Source organism: Solibacillus faecavium (assembly GCF_014836905.1).
In the GTDB taxonomy this organism is placed as follows: domain Bacteria; phylum Bacillota; class Bacilli; order Bacillales_A; family Planococcaceae; genus Solibacillus; species Solibacillus faecavium.
In genome coordinates this window covers 633605-656890 of sequence record NZ_JACSPZ010000001.1, presented here as the reverse complement: position 1 = coordinate 656890, position 23286 = coordinate 633605, and the positions used below count along the sequence as shown (strand labels likewise).

The 23286-nt window shown below is 36.2% G+C and carries 18 protein-coding genes; 11 read left to right on the top strand and 7 right to left on the bottom strand.

The window, feature by feature from the left end; genetic code table 11:
• Nucleotides 1-367 precede the first annotated feature (367 nt).
• Nucleotides 368-1312 carry a nuclease-related domain-containing protein gene (locus H9635_RS03245; protein ID WP_191698701.1) on the bottom strand — a complete coding sequence of 315 codons (945 nt, stop codon included), beginning with the start codon at nt 1310-1312 and terminating at the stop codon, nt 368-370.
• A gap of 332 nt (nt 1313-1644) precedes the next feature.
• Between H9635_RS03245 and H9635_RS03240 the strand changes: the two genes are divergently transcribed.
• The 4 genes from H9635_RS03240 (at nt 1645) to H9635_RS03225 (ending at nt 6315) form a co-directional block, all read left to right on the top strand.
• Entirely contained in the window at nt 1645-2790 is a 1146-nt protein-coding gene (locus H9635_RS03240) for a polysaccharide pyruvyl transferase family protein (RefSeq protein WP_191698700.1), read from the top strand.
• Nucleotides 2787-3875, top strand: coding sequence for a glycosyltransferase (locus H9635_RS03235; protein WP_191698699.1), 1089 nt, complete (start codon nt 2787-2789; stop codon nt 3873-3875). The genes H9635_RS03240 and H9635_RS03235 overlap by 4 nt, the downstream gene beginning before the upstream one ends.
• A gap of 35 nt (nt 3876-3910) precedes the next feature.
• Entirely contained in the window at nt 3911-5428 is a 1518-nt protein-coding gene (gene murJ, locus H9635_RS03230) for a murein biosynthesis integral membrane protein MurJ (protein WP_191698698.1), read from the top strand.
• Between the two features lie 290 nt (nt 5429-5718).
• Complete coding sequence (locus H9635_RS03225) at nt 5719-6315, top strand: TetR/AcrR family transcriptional regulator (RefSeq protein ID WP_191698697.1); 597 nt, start codon at nt 5719-5721, stop codon at nt 6313-6315.
• 45 nt (nt 6316-6360) lie between these two features.
• On the opposite strand, the gene H9635_RS03220 is transcribed toward H9635_RS03225, so the two are convergent.
• On the bottom strand, nt 6361-7728 hold the full coding sequence (locus H9635_RS03220) for a S41 family peptidase (protein ID WP_191698696.1): 1368 nt from the start codon (nt 7726-7728) through the stop codon (nt 6361-6363).
• Nucleotides 7729-7868: 140 nt separating this feature from the next.
• On the bottom strand, nt 7869-9188 hold the full coding sequence (gene brnQ, locus H9635_RS03215) for a branched-chain amino acid transport system II carrier protein (RefSeq protein WP_191698695.1): 1320 nt from the start codon (nt 9186-9188) through the stop codon (nt 7869-7871).
• Nucleotides 9189-9498: 310 nt separating this feature from the next.
• On the opposite strand from brnQ, the gene H9635_RS03210 reads away from it, so the two are divergent.
• Together H9635_RS03210 and H9635_RS03205 are read left to right on the top strand one after the other, a co-directional pair.
• Nucleotides 9499-10464: a C40 family peptidase gene (locus H9635_RS03210; protein WP_191698694.1), complete on the top strand. Its 966-nt coding sequence runs from the start codon at nt 9499-9501 to the stop codon at nt 10462-10464.
• Between the two features lie 318 nt (nt 10465-10782).
• Nucleotides 10783-11334: a C40 family peptidase gene (locus H9635_RS03205; protein WP_191698693.1), complete on the top strand. Its 552-nt coding sequence runs from the start codon at nt 10783-10785 to the stop codon at nt 11332-11334.
• Nucleotides 11335-11780: 446 nt separating this feature from the next.
• On the opposite strand, the gene H9635_RS03200 is transcribed toward H9635_RS03205, so the two are convergent.
• Both H9635_RS03200 and secA2 read right to left on the bottom strand, forming a co-directional pair.
• Complete coding sequence (locus H9635_RS03200) at nt 11781-12686, bottom strand: accessory Sec system S-layer assembly protein (RefSeq protein WP_191698692.1); 906 nt, start codon at nt 12684-12686, stop codon at nt 11781-11783.
• Between the two features lie 4 nt (nt 12687-12690).
• Nucleotides 12691-15051 carry an accessory Sec system translocase SecA2 gene (secA2, locus tag H9635_RS03195; RefSeq protein ID WP_191698691.1) on the bottom strand — a complete coding sequence of 787 codons (2361 nt, stop codon included), beginning with the start codon at nt 15049-15051 and terminating at the stop codon, nt 12691-12693.
• Between the two features lie 725 nt (nt 15052-15776).
• Here secA2 and H9635_RS03190 point away from each other — a divergent pair.
• On the top strand, nt 15777-16832 hold the full coding sequence (locus tag H9635_RS03190; protein ID WP_191698690.1) for a glycosyltransferase family 4 protein: 1056 nt from the start codon (nt 15777-15779) through the stop codon (nt 16830-16832).
• A 116-nt stretch (nt 16833-16948) separates the two neighbouring features.
• Here the strand turns inward: H9635_RS03190 and H9635_RS03185 are convergent, their stop codons facing one another.
• Both H9635_RS03185 and H9635_RS03180 read right to left on the bottom strand, forming a co-directional pair.
• Complete coding sequence (locus H9635_RS03185) at nt 16949-17998, bottom strand: LCP family protein (protein ID WP_191698689.1); 1050 nt, start codon at nt 17996-17998, stop codon at nt 16949-16951.
• A 134-nt stretch (nt 17999-18132) separates the two neighbouring features.
• Complete coding sequence (locus tag H9635_RS03180; protein ID WP_191698688.1) at nt 18133-18768, bottom strand: YigZ family protein; 636 nt, start codon at nt 18766-18768, stop codon at nt 18133-18135.
• Nucleotides 18769-18929: 161 nt separating this feature from the next.
• Here H9635_RS03180 and H9635_RS03175 point away from each other — a divergent pair, with 161 nt between their 5' ends.
• The 4 genes from H9635_RS03175 (at nt 18930) to H9635_RS03160 (ending at nt 22574) form a co-directional block, all read left to right on the top strand.
• Nucleotides 18930-20093 (top strand): sensor histidine kinase, encoded by a 1164-nt coding sequence (locus H9635_RS03175; protein WP_191698687.1) that lies wholly within the window; start codon nt 18930-18932, stop codon nt 20091-20093.
• A 22-nt stretch (nt 20094-20115) separates the two neighbouring features.
• On the top strand, nt 20116-20790 hold the full coding sequence (locus H9635_RS03170) for a response regulator transcription factor (RefSeq protein ID WP_191698686.1): 675 nt from the start codon (nt 20116-20118) through the stop codon (nt 20788-20790).
• 256 nt (nt 20791-21046) lie between these two features.
• Nucleotides 21047-21562, top strand: coding sequence for a nuclear transport factor 2 family protein (locus tag H9635_RS03165; RefSeq protein ID WP_191698685.1), 516 nt, complete (start codon nt 21047-21049; stop codon nt 21560-21562).
• 169 nt (nt 21563-21731) lie between these two features.
• Entirely contained in the window at nt 21732-22574 is an 843-nt protein-coding gene (locus H9635_RS03160; protein ID WP_191698684.1) for a DegV family protein, read from the top strand.
• Nucleotides 22575-23286 lie beyond the last annotated feature (712 nt).

The following is a 23286-nucleotide window of genomic DNA, read 5'->3' as shown; positions in this document are numbered from 1 at the left end:
GTAGAACCTTTTCAGTAAAAAGTAGAAAGTATCAGCTGAAAAGTAGAACCCAGCGAGAGTATTAGCAAATGCCGTTTAAAAAGTAGAACGCTCCGTGGCGAAAGTAGAACCATGTACACCGGAAGTAGAACCTTTTCAGTAAAAAGTAGAAAGTATCAGCTGAAAAGTAGAACCCAGCGAGAGTATTAGCAAATGCCGTTTGAAAAGTAGACCGTCCATTAGAGAAAGTAGAACCCAATACGCCGGAAGTAGAACCTCGCTGATAAAAAGTAGAAAGCATGAGCTGAAAAGTAGAACCCGATATGAAGAAAGCAAAATTTCTAGGTAGAAACCCCTGCAAAAAATAAATATCTTCATTACTACCTCATCAAATCCTACGCTCTAAAATATCATCAGGGATCAAGTAATAAACACCTCGTCCACTACCTAATTGCTTTAACTTCAATCTTTTAAGAAGTTTGGAAGCGACAGCTTTGCTTTCAATCCCTACAAATTCTCTTAATTCCCGATTTGTAATACGATCGTTAATTAAAATCCGGTATTGATGCAATGCCAGATATATTGCATCCTTATTCTTTTCGCCGCATTGTGAGCAAATCCACAACCCAAAGTGATAATACATGACATTTTGAAATTGGCATTTTACGCAAAGTACTCCTTTACGTAAACGATGACTCTCCACTTTCATCTTAGGGGGAAGCCGGCAAGATAAAGACTTTAATTTATTTTTTAAATGCTCTAAATCTACCGATGTTTCATGATGATTTGCATATAATTTTTCTAGAAACAGAGGCATTCCACTTAAATGAATGATGGGCGAGTTATTTAAGGATTGGTCTAATTTTGTTCGAATATTAGCATTAACAACAATATATAAAACGGGTAACTGAATCGACCATTTTGAAAGCTGATGAGAGAGAAAGAGCTGATGACGAAAAGCTTGGTCAAACGGATTCGGAAAATTTTCTAAGACACCCTCCTCAGTTAGTCGGGCAAATTCATGGAAAAGTGGTTTATAAAATAATGTACCTGATATTTGTTTTACCTCGATAATGAGGAGAAATCTAGTCGTTAAAACAATGGCATCAATTTCATGGGAAAAACCCTTCTCATTTACACATTCAAAATTATAAAGAATTGTTGCATCATCTTTAAAATGATAATCTGCTAATACACGATGTAATTTTTCTTCTCCTGATATGCCAGCTAGAATTCGATAATACTTCTCCTGTACTTTAATGAAATCTACATCATCTGCTAATAACCTAGAAACAAGAGCCTCCATATAATAGTAGTTTTCTGATTTATGCAATTTCTCACCCCTAACTGCAATTTATATCAAAATTAACTTTCCTGCAAATAGGGTTAAATAGACTATTTTCCAAGAAAAAACGACTGAAATCACCAGGTCGCAACCAATACTAAATACAAACCGTCATTTAAATGAAAAAACACATTTTTTCGTATTGAATAAAGTAATCTCACTTTCGGGAATATCGTTTCAAACGAACATTATGCTATACTTAAAATATAATTTATTAAGTGGAAGGGGGTTCCTAAGTTAGTTTTGCACCCCCTTTTTTCAAATGAAAATGAAATAAACCAGGCATACATAAATGCTTGATTCAAAGGATGATTGTATAGATGAAAATTGGAATTGTCGGAAATTACGGAAATGATAACAATGGGGATGAGGCGATTTTATTAAGTATCATTCGCCAACTACAAAAAGTATTTCAAATAGATACACAAAATATAACGGTGTTTAGCAATAATCCGACACAAACAGCAGAACGTTATAGTGTCCAAAGTGCTCCGTTATATTACAAAAATGGAAATGCGGTAAAAACGTTCGCTAAAACATATAAAGAGAATTCTAAAGTGGTAAAAAATCTCGATTTCGTCGTTATTGGCGGCGGTGGTATTTTAATGGATCTTTATAAACGTGAAGCCCCATTATACGGCTCATATGCGATGATGGCTCATAATAACAATGTACCTTATGTTGTATATGGCTGCGGAGCTGGACCTCTAAATACAGGTTTAGGGAAATGGTTCATACGCTACATGGCAAAGCATGCACAAAATATTTCTGTGCGCGATCCACAATCCCAAGCTCTTTTAAAATCGATTGGAGTAAAACGAGATGTGCCTGTAATTGGGGATCCGGCATTTAGTTTAGAAGTAGAACGTTCAAATTATAACGAAAAACCAAAATCAGTAGGTGTGACAGCGGTACCTTATTATAATGCTTCATACTGGCCAACAGGTGATGAGGCAAAGTATGAGAATTATATAGATGGTATGGCGAAAAATTTAGACCGTTTAATTGAAGAGCAGCAAGTTGAAGTTACGTTTTTTGCTACGAAATATCCACAAGATGCTGACGTAACAAAAAATATTCAGGCGAAAATGAAGCACGCACAAAATACAAAAATCATTGATGAAAACTTACCGCCCCAACGTATTTTAGATCTTACAGCTACATTCGATGTATTAATCGGTACACGACTGCACTCACTGATTTTAGCAACAGATGCAAAAACGCCGATTATTGGTGTGTCGTACCATGTGAAAGTAAATGACTTTTTACAAATGGCTGGGCTAGGAAATTATTCTTTACCAATCGAAGAACTTCATAAATCAGACGATAAATTTGCAATGCTTTTTAACGATATGGCTTTAGATTGGAACGGTGCACAAAAATTAGCTGCTCGTACAAATGCGTCATTTAAAGAAAAATCAGCATTAGGAGAGCGGCTTTTAAAAGAAGGTGCTAAAAGATCATGAAAAAAGTTTTAGTCATTAGCAATATGTATCCATCAAAGGAGCATTTAGCTTACGGCATTTTTGTGAAAAATCAGGTTGAGCAACTTGAACAAGAAGGTATCGAAACATTACTAGCTGTTAATACGAATCCGGCAACAGGAAAGAAAAATGTATTGTTTAAATATGCGAAATGGGCGCGAAATGTTATGCGTACTTTCCGCGCTAATAAGCGAGAAATTTCGCTCACACATAGTCACTATGTTTTTCCGAGCGGACTGTTTAGCTATTATTTAAAAAAACGCTACAATATTCCTTATATCGTAACAGCTCATGGCGGAGATATTAATAAAATGGCCAAAAAGGGTGGGCAAATTCGCCAGTTTACAGAAAAAATTCTGCAATCGGCCGACCATGTCATTGCAGTTGGGGAAGAGCTTGCGACTACAATTGAAAAGAGCTTCAACGTTCCTAACGATAAAATTACGGTTATGAGTATGGGTATTGACCGTAATGTTTTCAAAAAAACAGAAGATAAAAAACAGTGTGCTGTACAGCTTGGAATGGACCCGGAAAAAACGAACTTTTTGTTTGTGGGCAATATTATTCGAGAAAAAGGTGTCGCAGAACTTATACAAGCCTTCAATAAAGTTACTGAAAGCGCACCTGGCCAATCAGCGCTTTACTGTGTAGGATCGACAAAGGATGCGAATTTTACAAGTAAAGTGAAGGAACTTGCACAAGGTAATGCCGACATTCATTTTATTGAGCCAATGCCACAGCATGAATTAGCCCGGTATTTCCAGGCAGCGGACGTTTTTGTCCTTCCTTCCTATATTGAGGGGCTTGGATTAGTAGCGTTAGAGGCGATGAGCTGTGGGACACCTGTAATTGCATCTGATGTCGGAGGCTTGCATTACATGTTGGCAGATGGTGCCGGCGTATTAGTCCCACCTAAAGATGAGATTCTGCTACAGCTCGCACTTGAAAATGCAGTAAAAGAAGGTATGCAAGTAAATGAATCACGAGTGAACGAACTGCTTGAACTTCATGATGCTAAAGAAATTATTACTCGTCTAAAAGAGCTCTACACAACACATGCCAAATAAAGTAACTGTAATTAAATAAAGGATTGTGATAAGCGTTGAAAGGAATTTTAAAAATAATAGGGGCAGTAGCTGTTATTAATATAATAGCTAGGTTAGTTGGTTTTGCCCGGGAGACATATATCGCAACCGCATTCGGAACAACGCTATATTCGGATAGTATTGTTAATGCTTATACGATCCCTAACTTTTTGTATTTAGTAATTGGTGGGGCGTTTACGACTGCGTTTATATCGGTTTACCATAAAACTACGTCAAGCATTACGGAATATATTCGTCGTACATTTACAACGATACTCATTACCATTACGCTTGTTGTCATTTTGTTTATGGTTTTGGCAGATCCGATATTAATGCAGTTTTTCCATGTGAAAGACGAAGCAGAATATGAAATACTGCGCTCTCTGTACTTTTGGATGATGCCATCAACGATTATGCTCGTGTTATCGACTTGGATGAGCGGTATTTTAAATGTACAAGGTCGCTACCATTTATCGGCATTTTCTGTACTTATATATAATGGCTCATTTTTAATCGTATCGGTTGTATTATCTATTATGATGGGACCAATTGGAATGGGTATCGGTGCATTGGTTGGTGCCGTTTGTATGTTCCTGTTCTTAGTATATGGTGTACGCAATGTGAAAGAAATGTCATTTAAGCCGAGCTTAAAAGGGGCAGAAGATCAAAAAATGCTATGGAAAGTAGCATTACCTATTTTACTTGGTGGTGCCACAGCCCAGGTTTATATACTAATCCAGAGTTTCTTTTCAGCAATGCTTGAAGAAGGGGTTCGGTCTGCAATGAACTATGCAACCAAAATGTCACAGTTCCCACAGGCAATCTTAATGACCGCTGTAACGACGGTAATTTTCCCGTTACTTAGTAGAAAAGAGGGAGAAGGAGATACAGAGTCTGTAAAAGCACTTTACGTTCGTGGAATGCGCTTACTATACATACTTGTTCTACCTGTTTCCGTGTTCTTCTACTTCCAGGCAGAGGGAATTATCCGGATAGTATTTGAATATAATAAATTCGGATCTGAATCTACAGCAATTACAGCACCATTACTGCAAGTATTCAGTACAACGATGTTCTTCCTGGCCGCGAATACGTATATTACACGTTTCTATTATGCAAAGGGTAACTCTGTACTACCGATGATCTTTAGTATTTTAACGGTATTCGGTGTGAATATCGCAGTTGTATTAGCTACGATTGATGCTTTAGGTGCAAATGCAGTAGCACTAGGTACATTAGTCAGTGCAATCGTGAACTTCCTGCTACTTATTATTGTTTTACATAGTAAGTACCAATTAAAGCTTGTAAACAAGAATATTGGTCAGTTCATAAAACTGGCAGCAATTGGATTAGTGTTTATTGCGGTTAACTGGGCGATTGCCGAATGGATTGTAATTGATCAAAAGTGGATGCATATTATACTCACATTTGTAATTGCTTCAATTAGTTATTTCATAATACTTTTTGTCTTCAAAATACAGGAGCTTCAGCAAATTGCAGAGAAAGTAAAAGCGAAAATTTCCAGGAAAAAATAAAGAAAGGCGTATCCGAATGAGGATGCGCTTTTTTGTCGGTAAAGGAATTTAATGGCGAAATAAGTCCTTTATAAAGCCAAACTTTTTACTTTGCAGGACAATTTACGGATTGCTAACAATTAAAATATTCAAAAGTAATGTTAATAGACTGCATAATATGCAATGATATCTTATATTTATGACAGATACCTTTATTTTAAGAAAAAATTAATATATAATTGTATTTGGAATAATTGGAATTAATTATATGATGTACTAATCATCTAAAATAGAGATAAGGGTGGAGAGGTATGGCAAGAGGACGTCGTGTAAATTCAAGCGGTGAAAAAAGCAAAAAGCTATTACTAGAAAAGGCAATTGAGTTATTTTCTACATACGGTTATCATCAAACGAAAATAAGTGACATAGTAAAAGCAGCAAATTTAACGCAGCCTACATTTTATTTATATTTCCAAAGTAAAGAAACATTATTTAATGATTTAAATGAACAGTTCCAAAATGAATTAGTTGAACTATTTTCCGACGCATCAAATGATGTAACTAATGAAAACTATGCAACAGACATTATTCAAAAAAATTTAAAAAAGATGTTTGACTATTTCATGAAAAATCCTAACTTAACGAAAATCGGATTTTATGATGCAGAGCAATCTACGGCTGTAAAGCAAATGCTTGTTTCGAAATTAGAAAATGTCATTAACAATAATTTAAATGAGTATTCAGTAGCGAAACAGGTTAATGCGACAGTTCTAGCAGAAAGTTTGATCGGGTCGATGGAGCGTTTAACACTAACAAACTTATTAACGAATAAAACAAATCCAGAGCAATTAGCCCAAGATATTAGTATGATTTATTTTTCAAATGAGAAAAGCTTAGTTCATCAATAAATATAAGAGACGATTCGTAACTAAATTCGAATCGTCTCTGTTCTTTTATTTTGTTGTAACGTGCAAGTAAATACCTGTTTTTAATTTATTGCCTTTTTCTCCTTTAACTTTTGGATGAATAATTAAGGCATACTCTTTTCCGGCTGTTAACTCATTTTTAGGTGTGACTAGAAGCTGTCGCCCTGATACTTTATAGGATGTTTCAACAATGTTCCCGCCAAGTTCAACTAAGTCTATTGATGTCGTATCAATTGATTTAGCAAGATTATCAGAAAAGTTGATTTTAAATGTTTTATTTAATGGTACGTTTTTTAAGGATGTTATTTCTTTATAATTGTTTAAGTTAGATGCAATTGTATCGTAATGAGCTTTGAAGAGTGGATTACTCACAGTTTGTATATTCGGTTTTACTCCAACCTCGTTAATTTTCGTACCATTTGGACCGTAGAAATGGCCAACCGTTAATTTTAGGAAGCTGCCATCTTCAAGTTCATAAAACCCCTGCATTGAGCCTTTTCCATACGTTGTTTGCCCATATAATATTGCGGACTTTTGATCCAAAAGTGCGGCTGCTGTCATTTCCGATGAGCTGGCACTAAATTTATTTATGAGTAACTTCGTATCAGCTGGGAATGTACTGGACTGTTTAATAGAACGGACATTGGAAGTTCCGGTAGCTTCGGTAATTTTGTAAGCATAAATAGCATGGGGGAACATTCCAATGAGCTGCTCTGCTGCGGTCACATAACCCCCACCATTATTTTGTAAATCAAATATAAACGTTTTGGCTCCTTTATTTTTCAAATCACGAATCGCTTTTGTTACTAAGCTGGCAGTATCATTTGAAAATGAGTTTAAGGAAATATAGCCGGTGTTTCCATATAAAATCTTCGTCTCTACATTTGGCATTGAAAAAGCTTTACGTGTTAAATTCTTTTTTAAAGTGGTACCATCTTCACGTAATAACGTTAAAGAGACTGTAGTTTTTTCCGCTCCTTTAATACGGGAAGAGGCTTGATCGATTGTAAGGGGGGGAGTAGACACGCCATCGACTTCAGTAATAATGTCACCTACTTTTAAGCCAGCACTTTTTGCACTGCCTCCCTCAATAACCTCGGTAATTAAAATACCTTTTTCTACTTTTTCAATGACTACGCCTATTCCGACTGAAGTAAGCTCAACGCCATTAATGAATTCTTCAAATTCCTCTACGGTAAAGTAGGTTGAATATGGGTCGAGCATATTCATTAGTTGCTCGATACTTGTTGCGCGGTTGATATCACCATTGATTGTGCCGACATAGTTTTCCTTCACGATTTGCTTTGCTTCCTCCAGAGGAGCAGCGAGCACAGTAAATGGAATTGTTAAGCACAAAATGGAAAATAGCAGTGCTGACAAATGCTTTTTTATCATGAGTCCACCTCATTAATTTATTTTTGTGGAATAATGGGAATAGAATAACTTCCATATTATTGTTATTTCTATTATACGCCATAGTTAAAGAGGGTACATTAAAAGTTTCCACTTTTAACGTACCCTCTTTATCATCACACTTATTTTCGTTTTACTAAGTACATAATGTAGCCGATAACCCCGCCGACCAATGCTGGGACAACCCATGCGATACCTTGCTCGTATAATGGGAATATTGATAGGAAGTTATCATAGGCTTCAATTTCAAAACCAGCTTGTTTTATGCCATCATAAATCGCAACAATTCCTGTAAATATTAATGCCATGCCATAAACGCTCGGTGCATGGTTAAATAAGTTACCGAATAGTGCGAATAACATAAGCACAATAGCAAATGGATAAATCGCTACTAATACTGGTAATGATAAGTTAATTAAATCTTCTAGGCCAAAGTTTGAAACACCGAAACTGAATAGCGCAAAAATAACTAAATACACTTGATAAGAAACTTTAGGGAAAATTTTATGGAAGAAAGTCGCATTTGCCGATAACAAACCAACTGATGTTGTTAAACACGCTAAAATGATGACTGCCGATAAAATAATATTACCTGCTTGACCGTAAAGTTGTTGTGCAGCTAATGAGATAATAGTTCCGCCATCTTTATGGAAGCCAATAGCTGAAGTACTCGTCACTCCGATATATCCTAATGATACATATACAAAGGCTAACCCAAGTGCAGCGACAATGCCTGCAAAGACAGTGATTTTAATTTGTTGTGCTTTTTCAGTTACTCCTCGAGCTACTAAAGATTGAATGATTACAATACCAAATACTAATGAGGCAAGTACATCCATCGTTAAATAGCCTTGTATGAATGATTCACCGAAAGCATTATTTATATATGCGCCTTGTGACTCACCAATCTCACCCATTGGAGTAATAATCGCTTTAATCGCAAGGAAACAAATAACGATTAAAAGAGCCGGTGTTAAAATTTTCCCTACACGATCGACTATTTTTGTCGGATTGTATGCTAAGTAGAATGTTAATCCGAAAAATAAGATAGTTGTAATAAATAATGGGACCCAGCTTTCCTGCATTGTATCAGATAAAAATGGTGCAACCCCGATTGAATAAGATACGGCACCTGTTCGCGGAATCGCAAAGAATGGTCCAATAGATAAATAAATAATAGAAGTAAAGATGATTCCGAAATATGGATTAATACGACCTGCTAATACTTCCAAATCACCGCCATTTTTTGCAACGGCAATTATACCCAAAAGAGGTAGCCCTACTCCTGTTATTAAAAATCCAATCATAGATATTAGTATATTTTCCCCTGCCATTTGACCTAATTGGGGCGGGAATATGATATTACCTGCACCTAGGAAAAGCGCAAATAACATAAAACCTACCGCGATATTATCACGAATAAAACTTGTCTTGTTACTCATGTTGACTGAACTCCTTTTAATTTGAAAATACAAAACTTTCTAAAAATTTAAATCTTTTCACAGAAATTAATTCTATCATAAAAATAGTAAAAAACAAGTATAACGAGCAAGGTAAATTTACCCTGTACCTTAATTTACGCAATTTGGACAAAATTCAATTAACACTTAATAGGTAATGAAGTATAATAATATTCATAATTTGTTAATATTTTTATTGTTATTCTATCTATTGGCATGTTGTTTCCTCTATTGTAAATTAAGTAAAATAGATTTGATTAGGAGTTTCATAGTAGAAGGAGGAGTTTTCCAAATGAATATTAAATGGAAGGTAATGCTAACGGGAATAGTATTTTCGACAGCCTTACTAGTAACGCCAACTGTAGAAGCCGCACCTTCTTATTCGGTAAAAAAGGGTGATACATTAACAAAAATTGCGAAAGCCCACAACACGACAATACATCAGCTGAAACAATGGAATAAACTAACTGAAGATCGGATTTACATAGCACAAAAACTAGTAGTAGCTCCTATTAAGAATACTGTTACTACAACCGGAATAAGTAAAGTTAAAGCAATTTCTGTTGTAGAAGAAAAGGTGAAAGTGCCAGAAAGCGCTCATTTTCATACAGTAGCTAAAGGTGATAATTTAACAAATATTGCTAAAAAGTATAATGTATCGATTGTAAGTTTAAAGCAATGGAATAACTTGAATTCTGATGCCATCAAAGTCGGACAAAAGCTTGCAATTGGCACACAAGCTAAAAAGGATCAAGCTGTTGAAGCACCGACTGCCGCTAACGTCGAAGCCGAAATTAACTTTAAACAAACCGCAGATGAAGTGATTGAGAAGCAATTAAGCAGGGAACTTGCCTTACCTGGTACTGTTTCGCATCAGACGGAAGCTTTATATACTCATGCCATTGCTATTGCAAATGGAACAATAGGTACCCCTTATAAATATGGCGGGACAACTATTGAAGGTTTTGACTGCAGTGGCTTCGTAAACTTTGTATTCAATTCAGTAGGTATACAAATGGATCGTAAAAGTAGTCTTATGTATTTCGAGCAGGATACAACGAAGGTAGCGCAACCGGTGCCAGGAGATTTAGTGTTTTTCAAAAACACCTTTATTCCGACTATTTCTCATATGGGGATTTATTTGGGGAATGATGAATTTATACATGCTGGTTCTAAAGGAATCACGATTTCAAATGTTAATGAAAAATACTGGTCAGAACGCTTTGTTGCTTATAAACGACTAAATAATTTAAAATAATTTAGAAAAAGAACTAATAAATACACGTAGTATGTCGTTTACTAGTTCTTTTTCTATTACATAACCGAACCTTAATATTACAATTATTACAACATAGACGTCAATTTAAGGTAATTGTTACAAAAAAATAGCTTCGATTTTTAGTAGTATAGTTCTAAACCTCTATTATAAATAGGTTTTTATTATGAGTTTAAAGAATGACGGAATAGGGTATATGTAACCTTATTGTTACAGAACTGTAATGTTATATTCTGTATTATCATGTTAATCTGATATCAGTTAAGTTTTCAGAAAATTAATTGATGTTGGGGGAACACGATGGATTACTTTAAATTAATACGCAATTCGGTACTAACTTTGGCAGCAGCCTTCGTCATTTTCTTCACACCATTGAATGAAAACGAAGCTTCTGCGGAATCAGCTTACTCCGTTGAAGAGCTGAAAGAAATCTCTTCTAAGTATATAGGGGTACGTTATTCATACGGCGGTACATCAGCAAAAGGTTTTGATTGCTCAGGCTATGTACGTCACGTATTTAAAGAACTAGGTATTACTTCCCTAGAACGTACATCTTCAGATATGTACAATCAAGGAACTTCAGTAAAGAAAAGTGAATTGGAGCCGGGGGATTTAGTATTTTTCAATACATCTGGTAAACGTGTCTCTCATGTAGGGATTTATATTGGCTCAGGTAAATTTATCCATGCATCGACAAGCAAGGGTGTTATTAAAACAAGTATTAACGACAAATATTACTGGGGTAATAAATATGTAGGCGCAAAACGCGTGGCTAACTTCTCTACAGCAGAAGCAATCGCAGCAGCTACAGAAGATGATTCAGATGTTGATAACACACCAGAAGCAGAATAATACATAGCTTATACATACTACTAACATACTGCATATATAGATCTCTCACTCTTTTACTAGAGTGGGGGATTTTTTATTTGAGTTTAAGTTTTCTGGAAGGAGGGAGGAGGTTGTCTACATAAGGGAGGCGAACCTCTAAATTACGTGAAAAAGTATCTGCATTCGGCAAAAAAGTAGCTACTTTTCATGGGAGTGGCGCATATGAAGCGGTCGTTCTACTTTTGAAGCGAAGTGTTCAACATAAGGGAATCAGGTTTCCACATTAGATGGGAAGGCTTCAACATTTGGTAAGAAAGTTTCTACATTTCAAAAGAAAGAGGCTAATAAAAATCGGACGCATAAAAGTCTCCGCTACAGCTATATTGCTAATTAAATCCTCACACACTAAAAAACACAGCATTCGAAAATGAATATAAATTCCGAATGCTGTGTATGATAATTAATTTCTATTGTGGTACACGGGCTGTCCAGCGGGAAAGATCAATTCCTTTAACAGTAACTAATTCTTTCGGGAAAATAAATGTCCAAGGCTTTGTCGTATTCGGCTGTACAGATAAGACAGGATCTAATTTGAATGAGCCTTTTGCTACAACAACATTACGGGCATCCATAATTTCAAGTGGTAATTGTTCCAGATTAATCGCTTTATCATGACCATTACGGATAAAGATAGATGCATGTAAGCTACCGTCATTGTTCATCTTAGCTTGTAATCCTGTAAAGTTAACTTCTGTTTTTCCTAATTTCGGTAAAGTTTTTACGATTTCTGCAAGCTTTTCTTGCTGATCCTTTGGTAATTGTTTTTTCCATGTATCATCCAAGTCTAATTGATGACCACGCAATGATAATAAGTTGAATGAAATCTTCCAGCCTTCTTCTGGTACTTCGTCTGCTGAAATGGAAGAAGCAGGGAAATTGAAAATCCATGGACGTGCACTTTCTGCCGGAATTACGCCTAGCTCTTTGAAGTCAAAATAGTGTGAAGCTAGACGGTTGTCATCTTTATCTAAAATTAATAATTCAATATCGCCTAATTCAATTGCTTCGGATAATGAAGAACGGAAAAATGCTTTTACATTCCATGAACCGTTAGACATAGAAGGCTCAATATTAATTGCCGATAATGATAATTGATTTGGTTTTAATGGTGCTAAATCATTTGCTAAGAAATTAAATACATATTTTTGTTCTTGCGGTACATCCCATTCAGGATGGAAAGATAATTTTGTAATGACATCACGATTTTCATCTTTTTTAGAAGCTTTACCAGATGTTTCTACGACTGATGATGAATCAACAGCACTATCTTTACCTACTTTGTCACCTTTTTTAAATAAATCGAATAAACCCATTCTGTTATTCCTCCACATTCATCGTAATATTTTTCATAAATGCAACAAGTTCTTCCACAATTGTGCGACGAAGCTCCTGATAGTTTTTACCAAATAGTTCTAGCCCTTCGCGTTGGTAAATTCTCATTGGGTCTTCTTGTTGGTAATGACGTAAGCCAATACCTTCTTTTAAATGCGCCATTTGCTCTAAATGTTTCACCCACATATGATCGATATAGCTTAGCATTACCTTTGGAATAACTGACATAATTTGTTCGTTTTCCTCAAAGCTTTCGATTACAGCCTTTAACTGTTTTACAGGAGGATCCATTGCATCAAGTAAATTTTTCACTTTTGTTTCATCGCGATTTACTATGACAGGTTCAATAAATAGAGAGTTTACTGTTTTCTCCATTTTATCGAAATCCCATTCAATAACATCCTTATCTTCTGGGGCATTTTCACGAACTGCAAAGTCCACTGTTTCATACATCATTCGAATTAGTAAAGGAATTATATCTTCATTCTTTAATACTTTATCGCGTAAATCATAGACAATTCGACGCTGATCATTAATCACATCATCAAGCTTTAAGTTGTATTCACGCATAGAGAAATGTGCACCTTCAACGATACGTTGTGTACGTTCGATCAACTCTGTTACTTCTTTATTCTGCACGACACCAATATCGTTAGTAGTCATTTTTTTGCGGAATTTTTCTACATCATCTTTTGCGAAACGCTTGAACATATCGTCTTCAAGAGATAGGATAAATTGACTTTCACCTAAGTCACCTTGACGACCGGAACGTCCGCGTAACTGGTTGTCTACACGACGGCTTTCGTGCTTTTCTGTTCCGATAACAAACAGACCGCCAAGCTCTTCGACGCCATCTCCCAATACGATATCTGTACCACGACCGGCCATGTTCGTGGCAACTGTAATACGGCTTTTTTGTCCTGCCTCTGAGATTAATTCAACCTCTTGCTCGACTGTTTTCGCATTTAATAATTGGAAATCCAACCCGTATTTCTTTAAGTAACTTGCGACTTTTTCGGATTGTAAAATAGAGGTAGTTCCGATTAATACCGGTTGACCTTTTTCATGGCGGCGTAATGCTTCCTGGGCCACGTATTCGTATTTTTGCTCAATCTTTTCAAATACGAGATCGGGCTGGTCAACACGGCGGCGCGGACGATTCGTTGGAATTTGAATAACGCGCATACCGTAAACTTCCAAAATCTCTTTTTCTTGCGTTTTCGCAGTACCAGTCATCCCTGATAATTTCGGGTACATACGGAAGTAGTTTTGAATTGTAACTTGTGCTTGTGCTTTGTTTTCTTCAGTGATCGTTACGCCTTCTTTTGCTTCGATTGCTTGGTGTAAACCGTCTGAAAGTGAACGACCTTCCATAATACGACCTGTGAACATATCCACTAGCTCAATTTTGTCGTCACGTACGATGTAATCAACATCAAGCTCAAACATAACGTGCGCACGAACTGCCTGAATAACGTAATGGTACAAAGTTTGATGATCTAAGTCATACAAATTGTCGATACCAAATGCAGCTTCAACTTTTTCAATACCTTGATCAGTTAAAGAAGTTGCTTTCGTTTCATCGTCAAAATCATAATCTTCTTCAGGCTTGAAACGTTTGGCAAGCATAGCAGCAATGCGGTGCAATTCTTCATTGGCTCCCATTTTACCCGCAATAATCAACGGCGTTTTCGCTTCGTCGATTAAAACAGAGTCTACTTCATCAATAATAGCGAAGTGGTATGGACGCTGAACTTTGTCGCCAATAGTGTGAGCCATGTTATCACGTAAGTAATCGAAACCGAATTCCGTTCCGACACCATATGTAATATCCGCATTATACGCTTCTTTTTTAGCTGTTGGTTCCATCATCGGTACGTTCAGACCAACTGTTAAACCAAGGAAACGGTGGATTTGTCCGATTAATTCGAAGTCACGTTTTGCTAAGTAATCATTTACTGTAATAACGTGAACCCCTTTGCCTTCTAATGCACGTACGTAGGAAGGAAGGGAAGCAACTAATGTTTTACCTTCGCCTGTTGGCATTTCGGCAATATTACCTTCTGTTAATACAAGACCACCAATCAACTGAACATCGAAATGGCGCATGTTTAATACACGTTTGGAAGCTTCACGGACAACAGCAAATGCATCAGGGATAATGTCATTAAGCTGTTCGCCGTTTTCTAAACGTTCTTTAAATGTAAATGTCATATTTCGAAGCTCGTCGTCTGACATTGGACTATATATGGCTTCGAGTTTATTAATTTGCTCTACAGTTTTGTAGTATTTTTTTAGCTCTCGAGCACTAGTTTGCTCTTTACTGCGTTTGAAAATTGAGAACATTATTTTACTCTCCTTTAAAATTGGCTACTTTAATATAGTAGACACTCAATTATTTTATCAAATTTTGCTGAAAAAGACTACCGAGCAAAGGGGGATTCATAGGAATAAGAGAAATAATATGGAAATTTATACGATAAAGAGTAATGTCTTTTTTTAAAAGGCTTATTACCATACATAGGATTTCTTTTCTAAATAAACAAAATAAGGGAAGAATTTACCGTTATTTGAATGATGTAGCTCATTTTCAGGGTAAATAAGGGAACGTTTTACCGTTATTTTAAATAAAATTATGAAATTTCATGCTTTTTAGTCAATAACGGAACTCCCTTCCCTTATTTTCATCATTTTTTAATTTATTTTAAAAATAACGGAAATTCATTCCTCTATTTATCTCTTTACGAAGCCACGCTGCCAGGAAAGCCTTTCCCAAAGCGGGTAAAACGGACGCTAACTTAAAAAACACTTGCTTCAACGCGTTTTTCTCGTAGCGTAGCAGAATGGTCTTCATTAGAAAATCTTATTTTTTCATTGCTAACATACGGTAAAGAACTATAATATGAAAATTATGTAAAATAAACAAAAATATAGTGAGAGGAAATATATCTATATTTTATGAAGTAATCGTGCTATACTAATCATGAAAAATAATGTAGAGTTTTTACGGAATTTTAAACGCTACGATTAATCGTATTGTTTTGACCCTACAAAAATTAAGGAGGAGAGACATGATTTACGTGTCTTTAATCGTAGCTTTTATTGCTGCAATTATACTAACTCCGCTTGTGAAGCGATTGGCTTTTCGCCTTGGAGCTGTAGATGCCCCAAACTATCGTAAAGTGCATGCTCGCATTATGCCGAGACTGGGTGGCTTAGCAATTTTTGGCGCGTTTATGATTGGAATTTTACTTTTAAAATTTGTTACGGACTTTCAAAGTAATTACTTATATGCGATCTTAATTGCTGCGACAATTATTGTGATTACAGGTATTGTGGATGATATGCGAGAGATTTCCGCAAAGGCTAAATTGCTTGGTCAAATTATTGCAGCTTGTATCGTTGTATTTGTTGGTGGCATTCAAATTGAAAATATTAACTTACCATTTGGTGGAGAACTTGAATTTGGTTGGTTAGGTATTCCATTTACTATTATTTGGATTGTCGGGATTACGAATGCAATTAATTTAATCGATGGATTAGATGGACTTGCTGCAGGTGTATCGACAATTGCCTTAATTACATTGGCGGTTATGGCAATGATTATGGGGAATGGTATCGTAATTGCAATGGCAGCCATTTTAGCTGCAGCGACAATCGGTTTTCTGTTTTTTAATTTTCATCCTGCTAAAATTTTCATGGGAGATACCGGGGCACTGTTTTTAGGATTTATGATTTCTGTACTAGCTCTTTTAGGCTTTAAAAATGTAGCAGTTATTTCATTCGTTATTCCTGTGATTATGCTAGGTGTTCCAATTTCTGATACATTCTTTGCCATTGTACGTCGTTTACGTAATGGTAAAAAGTGGTCAGACCCGGACAAATCACATTTACATCACCGTTTATTGGATGTAGGTTTCTCTCATTCTCAAACAGTAATGATTATTTATGCGATGGCAGCTATGTTTGGTCTCGCAGCCGTAATTTTCTCAATGGCAAAAGTATGGGGCGCGATTTTACTGATTGCTGTTATTTTAGTGGCAATTGAAATATTTGTAGAAATTATCGGTCTTGCCGGCAAAAACTATAAACCGTTGCTCAACCTGGTACGAATATTCAATAAATGAAAAGATCGAAACAAGTAAATGGCTGATTGCTGTTTACTTGTTTTTTATTTGGGGAATAGTTCATTTTGTGGCATTGGTATAAAAAACCAATCTCCGAATGAACGGAGATTGGCTGATTATTGTGTATCTGTATTTGATTTTGTTGTATATGCAGAATTCGTTTCGGAGCTGGTACCTGATATATTAGTAGATTCAGGGTTTACTCCTAGATGACTTTGCAAAATATGGCTTACTTCGGTCAGTGCCTCTTCATCTAATTTGTAGTAGTATACACCGGTTGACATATCGTCATATCCTTCTAACGTTAAGGTATCAATACGAGGCATACCGTTTGTTAAGTAGCTGAAGAAAGATTTCATTTCAGTGAATGTCATGTCTGTTTTCATATTGTTGCCAACTGCTGAAATGATATCATCGTATTTTGTTATTGATGTAAATGAAGAAGCTTTAGTAGCGATTGCTTTAATGATTTCCTGCTGGCGTTTTCCGCGTTCGATATCATTATCCTGCTTACGTGTTCGGGCTAGTGCAAGTGCTTCTCGTCCATCTAAAGACTGTAAACCTGGTTGTAAGTTTACCGTATTTCGGTCAAATTCATCTTTTTCGAGCATTGCATATGGTACTTCTGCTTCAATACCACCCAATGCATCAACAATGTCGATAAAGGCGTTAAAGTTCATACGTACATAATAGTCAATTGGAATATCGAATAATTCTTCCACTGTTTCAATAGAAGCCAGTGTACCACCACGAGCATGGGCATGGTTGATTTTATCCTTGCCTCCAATATGCGGAATGTATACGTAGGAATCACGTGGAATACTAACTAACTTAACTGTTTTAGTTTTATTGTTTAGAGTGGCAAGCAAAAGTGCATCTGTACGAGAGCTATCAGCGCCTTGACCACGCTTTTCACTATCATCGACACCCAGGATTAAAATAGAAACATTGTCTTGTGCCGGCTCGACTTTTACTTCACGATTTTCTGAAATTTTCCGGTCTTCTATCACTTCATATGCGTTATCTGCAGCATGTTCAGCCTGTTTTGTTAAATAAACAGCATAGGCGCTTGCGCATATTGCAAGTGATAAGGTAAGGAGCATCGTAACTTTGAAAAACATTTTGATTTTCGACGAGCCCTTCTTTTTATTTTGCCTTGTTTTCATAAATATTCTCCTCTAGGTTAGGGATAGGTTACTATATTAGAACGAGTATTATAAGTGTTTTCAATCTAATCTAATATACTACAATCTACTTTTGTCGTAAAGTAACGATATATACCTTAGTAGCAGAAGCATCGTTACTCCTTAGAAAACTCAATAAACAGTGCGTCCTCATTTGTTATAGTTGCCTGACCGTTCGTCAATTCCGTTATCCAGTCGGTAAAAATCTGTTCTTCCTCTTTTAGAACGTGCACACAAACTTCAACATTTTCTGCATAGAGTATGTCTTGTAACATATAGTGCGAACTACGAATCTCATTCTCTATTTTCCCTAAAAATACATAATCAATCCCAATTTTCATCAAATAATGCAATTTACGCTCGACAACCTGGGCAGCGGCTATCCCTTCAGTCGTAGCTTTACCATAGGCGCGGATTAAGCCGCCTCCACCAAGTTTTATGCCACCGAAATAGCGGGTTACGACAACAACCGTATCTTTTAAACCTTGTTTTTTTAAAACTTCTAACATAGGAACGCCTGCAGTGCCACTTGGTTCCCCATCATCATTCGCTTTTTGAATTTGATCGTGCTCACCAACCATATAGCAAGAGCAGTTATGAGTAGCTCCGGCATGCATTTTTTTAATTTTTTCTATAAAAAGCAGAGCTTCCTCTTCTGTCTCTGCACGATTGACATATGTCAAAAAACGTGATTTTGATATGATTATTTCCGATTCTCCGTAACCTTTTACGGTTAAATAGTTATTTCTCATTATATATTCTCCTTATTTTACCATGAGTGTCTTTAATTTGTGGTCATAATTTAACTTAAAAAATATTTGAATAATGCTATAATATGTATGTACTATAATAGTAGTAAATATAATAAAAAGATAGAGCAGTTCGCATTCTTGGGAAGTAAGGTGGGGAAAAAGTGCTTGAAAATAATCAAATAGATGTTGCCTCGCTGGATGTAATATTTAATCGAATGTTAGAAACTATTACAAATTCCAAAGATGATATATTTATAATAAGTGAACAAAGTCGAAGAAGCTTCGAAGATATGCAACAAGAATTAGAGATTGTTCGTCAAGAAATAAAGATTATCATCGATGAGAGTGATAACTTAGAAAGAAAATTGCAATTATCTAGACAACGGTTAGTTGTTGTGAGCAGAAATTTTAATGAACATTCCGAACAACAAATTCGTGAGGCTTATGAAAATACAAGCAAGCTCCAATTAGAAGTTACCATTTGCCGTGAACGTGAAAAACAACTTAGAGATAAGCGAGACGATTTAGAAAGACGATTGCGTACACTTTATGATACGATTGAAAGAGCGGACCATATTGTCAACCAAGTAAATGTTGTTATAAATTTTTTAACAACCGATCTAAAAAACGTAGGGGCAGCGCTGGAACAAGCAAAAATAAAGCAAGACTTTGGTATACGAATAATTGCTGCTCAAGAAGAAGAACGAAAGCGTCTGTCTCGGGAAATTCATGATGGGCCAGCACAAATGATGGCAAATGTACTCATGCGCTCGAATCTGATTGACCGTACATACCGAGAAAAGGGCGTAGAGGCTGCATTAAACGAAATAAATGATTTAAAAGTCAGTGTTCGTAATGCATTATCTGAAGTACGACGCATTATTTATGATTTACGTCCAATGGCACTTGATGATTTAGGGATTGGCCCGACACTAAAAAAGTACTTATCTACACTGATGGAATACAATCCGACTACGGAAATTCAATTCATCTCGTACAATAGTGAGCGCAGAATTCCTTCTAATTATGAGGTGGCGATTTTCCGTTTAGTGCAGGAAAGTGTAAATAATGCAATAAAACACGGAAAATCTACTCAGATTACTGTTAAAATTGAGTGGTTGGAAGCCGAAATAAATGTTGTCGTGAAAGATAACGGATCCGGGTTTGATACGGAAAATGTTCGACAGGGAGCATTTGGTATTATAGGAATGAAAGAAAGAATTGATTTATTAAAAGGCTCTATAAAAATTAGTAGTAATATTGGTAAAGGTTCTACCATTTTAATGAAAATTCCATTACCATCAAAAAATGAAGAGATATATTAAATAGTGTCCAGGGGGTTTTTTTATGACGAAAATTATTATTGTTGATGATCATCAACTATTCCGTGAAGGGGTAAAACGAATTTTAGATTTTGAAGATACATTTGAGGTTGTTGCTGAAGGTGATGATGGAGCAGATGTAGTAAATCTATATGAAAGAAATCAGCCTGATGTAGTATTAATGGATATTAATATGCCTGGCAAAAATGGTGTAGAAGCGACAGCTGACTTAATCGCAGAATACCCGGATGCAAAAGTAATGGTGTTATCTATTCACGATGACGAATCATATGTAACACATGCATTAAAATCAGGTGCTTTAGGCTATATGCTAAAAGAGATGGATGCCGATGAAATCGTGGAAGCAATTAAAGTTGTTTCAAATGGTGGTTCATACTTGCACCCTAAAGTAACGAAAAACTTGGTAGCGGAATTCCGCCGCTTATCTGAGCACGAAAATAAAGGGAATTTCCACCAAACAGAAATTCGCCGTCCATTCCACTTATTAACAAAGCGTGAATGTGAAGTACTTCAATTACTTACAGATGGACAATCTAACCGTACGATTGGTGAGACGCTTTTCATCTCGGAAAAAACGGTTAAAAACCATGTATCAAGCATTTTACAAAAAATGAATGTAAATGACCGTACACAAGCCGTTGTAACAGCAATTAAAAATGGCTGGGTAGAGGTTCGATAATATTATGTAATGATAAAACAGAGAGCCAATTTGGTAGCTCTGTTTTTTTATTTGCAATAATATTTGGTACGTTGCGTTAATAAAGCTTATAGTTTTGCTAATTTTCCCAGCTATATTTACTTCGATTATCACCAATATAAGAAACATCTGTGAACAACTTTCGTCTATATGTGTTATAGATGCTTAAGAGAATGTTCGGGACATCGAATTTTAGATAGTAGTATGCTAAAATATTTTGCGGGAGGTTTGTGAAAATATGAAAAAGTGGTTAATAGCTGTCCTGTCGATATTTGTACTTGCAGCTTGTGGGGACGAAAAAGACGCATCACCGGAAAAATTGCAAAAAACGATCGATGAAGGTACGGTTGGTTTTGAAATTTTAGGTGATTCAATTCAGGAAGCTACCGGAGTTCCTGAGGAAGAAAAAAAGAATATTATATCTGCTTTTGATGAATATATAAAAGCCTTTAATGAAAAGGATTTAGAACGTTATAAAAATATTATTTCAAAAAATGCTAAAGGCTTCAATTATGAGGAAGATATCCAAGCCGTATCCGCAGTATTTAATCAATATGATGTAAAGCGTACAGCAGAAGATATAACAATTGTAAACTACAGTGAAGAAGAGGCACAGGTGTTTTCCAATTTAAAGACTGAAACAAAAGAGATAAAAACAGGTGCTGAGCTTTCCGGGGTTGGTCGTCAAGTAACTGTATTTATGAATGAAGATGGCTGGAAAGTATCAAGCATTTATTATATTGGCAGTGAATAATAAATTTTATATACATGAAGAAACATCTTGCGAAAATGATCGCCGAGATGTTTTTTTCATATAACAAAAATGCGATGAAACAGGGAAGTTCTCTACAGAAAAGGCATTTTTTCGTTCACAATTACATAGAGTTCATGTAAACTAGTGAACATAGGAGAGTGGGAGAGCAATGAAAACAGCAATTGTGACAGATAGTACAGCCTATTTAACACTTGAAGAACGAAAAACGTACAATATTCATATGATTCCATTGAGTGTTAATATTGAAGGAACGTTTTATGATGAAGAAATTGATATTACAGCTTCTGAGTTTTATGACCGAGTGCGTGGTGCTAAGGAATTCCCTAAAACAACACAGCCATCAGTCGGAAAATTCGTTGAGCTTTTTGAAACAATAGGAAAAGAATATGATGAGATAGTAACTATCCATTTATCAAGCGGCATTAGCGGAACTTTCCAAGGCGCTGTACAAGCAAGTGGTATGGTGGAAGGAACTAACGTTTACGCATTTGATTCGGAAGTAGCGGCATATTTGCAAGGAATGTACGTGAAGGAAGCGGCTAAACTAGCTTTAGAAGGTGCATCAGGGGAACAGATCATTGCCCACTTAAATGAATTGAAACATACGATGGATGAGTACATTATCGTCGATGATTTACAGCATCTGCAACGCGGCGGTCGATTATCGGCAGCAGCTGCATTAATTGGTGGCTTACTGCAAGTCAAACCAATATTAACATTTGAGAACAAAGTAATTGTCCCATTCGAAAAAATCCGCACACGCAAAAAAGCAATACGCCGTGTAGAAGAACAATTAGCATCAGCGGTCGAAAAGTATGGTGCTCTTCAAGCAGTAGTTATTCACGCCAACTGTCAAGATGAAGCTCGCGAATGGATGAGTTCACTAGCGGCTGCTTATCCAACAGTCGATTTCACGCTTAGCTATTTCGGTCCCGTAATCGGCACGCACTTAGGTGAAGGCGCCATTGCAATGGGCTGGATAAAAAAGTAATGCAACAATGCACAAACAGTCACTACTAACTTATTGGTAGAGTGGCTGTTTTTTTTATTTGGAGTGGAATTTGAGGCGGGAAGTGTAACCGGGGCTTTGAAAAGTAACCTTGGTATTAGATATTAGAAAACTTTATTTAGAAAGTAGAATCTGGGCTAAGAGAAGTAGAAGCTGTTGAACAGAAACTAGAACGTAAGGAGGGGAAAGTAGAAACTGTTTCGCGAAAAGAAGCCCTGGTATTTGATTTTAGAAAATACTATTCGGAAAGTGGAATCCTAAACCCGAGAAGTAGAAGCTTCTGAGCAGAAAGTGGAACATAAGCAAGGGAAAGTAGAAACTGCGGCAAGAAAAGTAGCCATGGTGCTAGATATTAGAAAATTTCATTCAGAAAGTGGAACCTGAGCATGGAGAAGTAGACGCTTTTGAGCATAAAGTAGAACGTGAACATGGAAAAGTAGAAACTGCAGGGTGAAAAGTAACCCCGGCATTTAATATTAGACAACTTCATTCAAAAAGTAGAACCTGAGTCAAGAAAAGTAGAAACTTTTGAGTCAAAAGTAGAACGTGAACAGAAGAAACTGCGGAGCGAAAAGTAACCCCGGCATTTGATATTAGAAAATTCATTCAAAAAGTAGTACCTGAGTCTAGAAAAGTAGAAGCTTTTGAGCCGAAAGTGGAACGTGAACAGGAAAAAGTAGAAACTGCGGGGTGA